Annotated in this window: 5 protein-coding genes and 1 pseudogene; 5 read left to right on the forward strand and 1 reads right to left on the reverse strand. The window is 37.6% G+C overall.

Features of this window, described 5'->3' with window-relative positions:
• Positions 1-134: 134 nt before the first annotated feature.
• The 3 genes from BO222_RS08390 to BO222_RS13335 are packed head-to-tail and all read left to right on the forward strand — an operon-like array spanning position 135 to position 1,041.
• On the forward strand, positions 135-545 hold the full coding sequence (locus tag BO222_RS08390; RefSeq protein ID WP_269843627.1) for a GNAT family N-acetyltransferase: 411 nt from the start codon (positions 135-137) through the stop codon (positions 543-545).
• A complete protein-coding gene (locus BO222_RS13330; RefSeq protein WP_083647752.1) occupies positions 542-781 on the forward strand; it encodes a hypothetical protein in 240 nt (79 codons plus the stop codon). The genes BO222_RS08390 and BO222_RS13330 overlap by 4 nt, the downstream gene beginning before the upstream one ends.
• Positions 782-837: 56 nt before the next feature.
• Entirely contained in the window at positions 838-1,041 is a 204-nt protein-coding gene (locus BO222_RS13335; protein ID WP_083647753.1) for a hypothetical protein, read from the forward strand.
• A gap of 180 nt (positions 1,042-1,221) precedes the next feature.
• On the opposite strand, the gene BO222_RS08400 is transcribed toward BO222_RS13335, so the two are convergent.
• Entirely contained in the window at positions 1,222-1,815 is a 594-nt protein-coding gene (locus BO222_RS08400; RefSeq protein ID WP_075820119.1) for a histidine phosphatase family protein, read from the reverse strand.
• A gap of 542 nt (positions 1,816-2,357) precedes the next feature.
• Here BO222_RS08400 and bsh point away from each other — a divergent pair.
• A pseudogene (bsh, locus tag BO222_RS14100) lies at positions 2,358-3,338 on the forward strand (choloylglycine hydrolase).
• A gap of 224 nt (positions 3,339-3,562) precedes the next feature.
• The coding region (tnpA, locus tag BO222_RS08410; RefSeq protein ID WP_198931968.1) for an IS66 family insertion sequence element accessory protein TnpA at positions 3,563-3,850 on the forward strand (288 nt) is incomplete at its 3' end.

Consider the following 3,850-nt stretch of genomic DNA (forward strand, 5'->3'; position numbering starts at 1 on the left):
CATGTAATTGATCACCTTTCCGGTACCTCCTGTTCTCCTCAGATTAAGGAGCAGAAGATACAAAAATAGTGGCAACTTTTCAACCGATATTCGTCAAAAAGTAGCCACTTTTAAACTAACAAATACAAGAAGTTATCAAAAATGTTTTTAACGGTCCTGAAGCCTATGCGGTTTGTCTAAAAAAGGATGGAAAAGCGATTGGAGCTATCGAGTTAATGTTTAAAGATCGTACGAATTTAACTGAGCAGGATGATGAATGTGAGTTAGGATATTGGTTGGGTAAACCATTTTGGGGCAATGGTTTGATCCCTGAAGCCGTTGAAAAAATTCTTCAGTATGCCTTTGAGAATTGTGGAATGAATAAAGTCTGGTGCGGTTACTATGAAGGGAATTTAAAATCCAAACGCGTTCAGGAAAAATGTGGATTTAAACCACATAAAATTATCAAAGATTCACCGGTTCCATTGTTGAATGAAAAACGTACTGTTTACGTTAATGAACTGAGCAAAGAAGATTGGGAAGCTAGACAGGTATTCAAAATATGAGAATAGATTTTGTAAAATTACCAGAGATTGCAGTCATTGGAAAAGAAGGTTTTTGTACTTCTGAAGAGAATCAGGTTCAGAAACTTTGGAACGAAGCAAATTCTCATTTTGACGAGGTTGCAGCTCTTGGAATGCGTTATCCTGATGGAACTTATGTCGGATTTTGGGGCGTTATGAGTGATGAAGCAGATCCTTTCTTTCCTGGACGGATGAGTTTAAAAGAGGTCTTTACTTAGCTGGGATTGAAACTTATCTTGATTCCTGTCCTCCAGAAGGATGGATAAAATGGATTATGCCTGCAAGGAATTATCTTGTTGCAGAAGTGGAAAGTTCGAACTATTCCCAAATTTTCGATGAGGTAATCAGTCAGATCATTCCATCAGAAGGCTTAAAACTTACTGGCGATGTCTGCGACTATATCGAACCGAATACCGGAAAAAATAAGCTGTTTTTCCCAGTCGAAAGCTCATTGACTGGATTAAAGAAAACAAACTAAACGTTATCCTGGAAAATGAAAACTCCCACAATTTCATAATCAATTTGCTATGAAATCGCGGGAGTTTCGTCTAATACATGTTTATTGTGAATATAGACTAGCATTATTATGTAAAGCAATAGATCATGGGGAAGTTTTGGATAGGTCGCCGGTTTGTGCTCGTTATGATCGATATTCTATCTATACTTGCTTCGATTGATAATTCGGATTATAGACATCAATCAATTCAAAAGATTGATTTTCAGTATCGAAATCAAAAACCAAAACAGCACAATTGTATAGCCGAGTCGGTATTAAAGATTTATCATCAGGGCACCAAAAGCGTTCAAAATTGCGGATAGCTCCTCCATGGCTGACTGCGAGTACATTATGGTTTTCATTTTCTTTCATAATTGAAATTAATGTGTCATTCATTCGATCGATCAACTGTTGACGACTTTCACCGCCATGACTGCTGAAAAATTCATCATATTGATCGAGAGGTGGGTTAAGGTATTCTGGTTCTCCGTCCAGCATACCAAAATTCCATTCTTTAAGTCCTTTTAGACGTTTGTAAGGCAAATCACTAACTAATTCAAGAGTGTCACAGGCTCTTTCTGAAGTCGATGAAAAAGCGTGATCTATTTCAAAAGGCAATTTATCGATAAATTGTTTTGAATATAGGGCTTGAGCTTTACCTAATTCAGTTAACGGGGAGTCCACCCATCCCTGAATTCTTTTTCTCTGATTAAACAATGTTTCTCCATGTCTCATCAAAATTAGCTTCTTTTTCATAATAATTCCTTTACTCCTTTCATGATGATGAATCGTCGATTTGTTGATTCGCCGATCAATGCCTCAATATTCATTGTACTTAGCCATGAAAATCGTTCAATAAGAAATAAAAAATATAGGAAATTGGCTTACTGTTAAGTTAAGGCTTGATATTAAGCCGCGACTTATTTTAGACAGTCTGCTTAGACGGTTGAGTTTTAAATCAATGAGTAAGTTCATTCGATTAGTTAAACGTTGATTGATTCCTATCAATATTAATCGTGATTCGAATGAAAATCAGAAGCATGGGACTGTTCGTATTTATCTTTTATCTCATCTGGCAGCGAATGCGGAATCATATTCTTAACTATTTTTTCATCGCCTGCCTGCACGGCTGTTTCATAATAACAGCATTTAAAATCAATCATCAAAAACGGAAATAATATTTTTCAAATTTGAAACAAATACCAGCAGTTTCCGTTGAATTGTGCGTATTTTAGTCATCATAATTTCATCAGCCATTTGTCCATAGGATAATTTTTGTATTAAAAGGAGATGTTATTATGTGCACATCAGTCTTATACAAAAATCAGGGCTTTTCTTATTTCGGCAGAAATCTAGATCTTCAATTTGCAATGGGCAACAGCGTAATTGTTACCCCAAGAAATTATGAGTTTAAATTTAAGGAAACAGATTCGATACAGTCTCATGCCGCAATGGTTGGCATGACTATAAATGCAGACAATTATCCATTATATTTTGAAGCTGTTAATGAATATGGAGTTGGAATTGCAGGTCTTAATTTTTCAGGATTTGCTGAATATAATCCTGAAAAAGTTGAAGGTAAGGTAAATATTGGTTCGTTCGAACTGATTCCTTATCTGCTTTCCAGTGCAAAATCAATTGATGATATTAAAAAGATGGCGCAGGATATTAACATCCGTGCGATCAGCTACTAAGACCAGTATCAAGCATCTCCTCTGCATTGGTTATGCGCTGATGAAAATTCATCGATTGTTATCGAACGTACAAAAGATGGTTTGCATATTTATGAAAATCTGCTGAATGTTCTGACCAATCAGCCAGAATTCCCATCTCAGTACTATAATTTCTGCAATTATCTTCACCTAACTGCAAGTTATCCGGATAATACGATGGCTCCTAATGAACCACTTCAGATTTATGGTACCGGTATGGGCAGTAACGGACTTCCAGGAGGACTGAGTTCAGTTGAACGGTTCGTACGCGCCGGATTTACTTTAGCCAATTCGAGAGCTAAGGCAACAGATGAAGCTTCTCTTACCCAGTATTTCCATATTATGCAGTCTGTAGCTCAGGCTGATGGATGTGATCAGACCTCTGACAAACTGTATGAGATTACTCAATACTCTTCTGGAGCTAATCTGCAAACTATGGACTTCTTCTGGACAACCTATGAAAACCAGCAGATTAATGGGATTCATACCAAAGCTCTTAACCTTGACCAATCTGATTTGTTGGTTTATCCAGTTTCTCAAACACAATCTGTGCATTTTATCAACTGATTAGTTTGCGACATTTTAATTCATAAATTTTCATTTTCAAGCGGTCTTGATGCAGGACCGCTTTTTAATATTTGCCATCCAAATATCGTGACTGAAATATTTATGATATTTCTTAGTAGTCAGAATGAGGTTATGAGTTAGGTAGTAACCTTTTGAAATTTGCACGGGCTTAGATCCTCCGGTTCCAGTCGATATTCTGTATTCGACTAGAACTGGAGGATTTTATGCATAATTATCTGTTTTCCAAATCCCGTGAACTGAATCAGGAACAGTGGATGAACCTGGTTGATCAATACCAGGTGTCAGGTCTGACTCAGGCTGGCTTCTGCGTCCAAAACGGCCTGGCTTTATCCACCTTCCAGTACTGGCGAAGAAAAGCTGCCGCCGTATCGCCTGCTTCAGCGGCTCTTGAATTCGTAGAAATTGACAGGACGGTCTTCCTGGATTTGGAAGGATCAGACGAGAGTCCAAAGCCGGTGATTGAAATCACTGACAGCGACCGAACGATCCGT

The sequence above is a fragment of the Ileibacterium valens genome, assembly GCF_001945525.1.
In the GTDB taxonomy this organism is placed as follows: Bacteria; Bacillota_I; Bacilli_A; order Erysipelotrichales; family Erysipelotrichaceae; genus Ileibacterium; species Ileibacterium valens.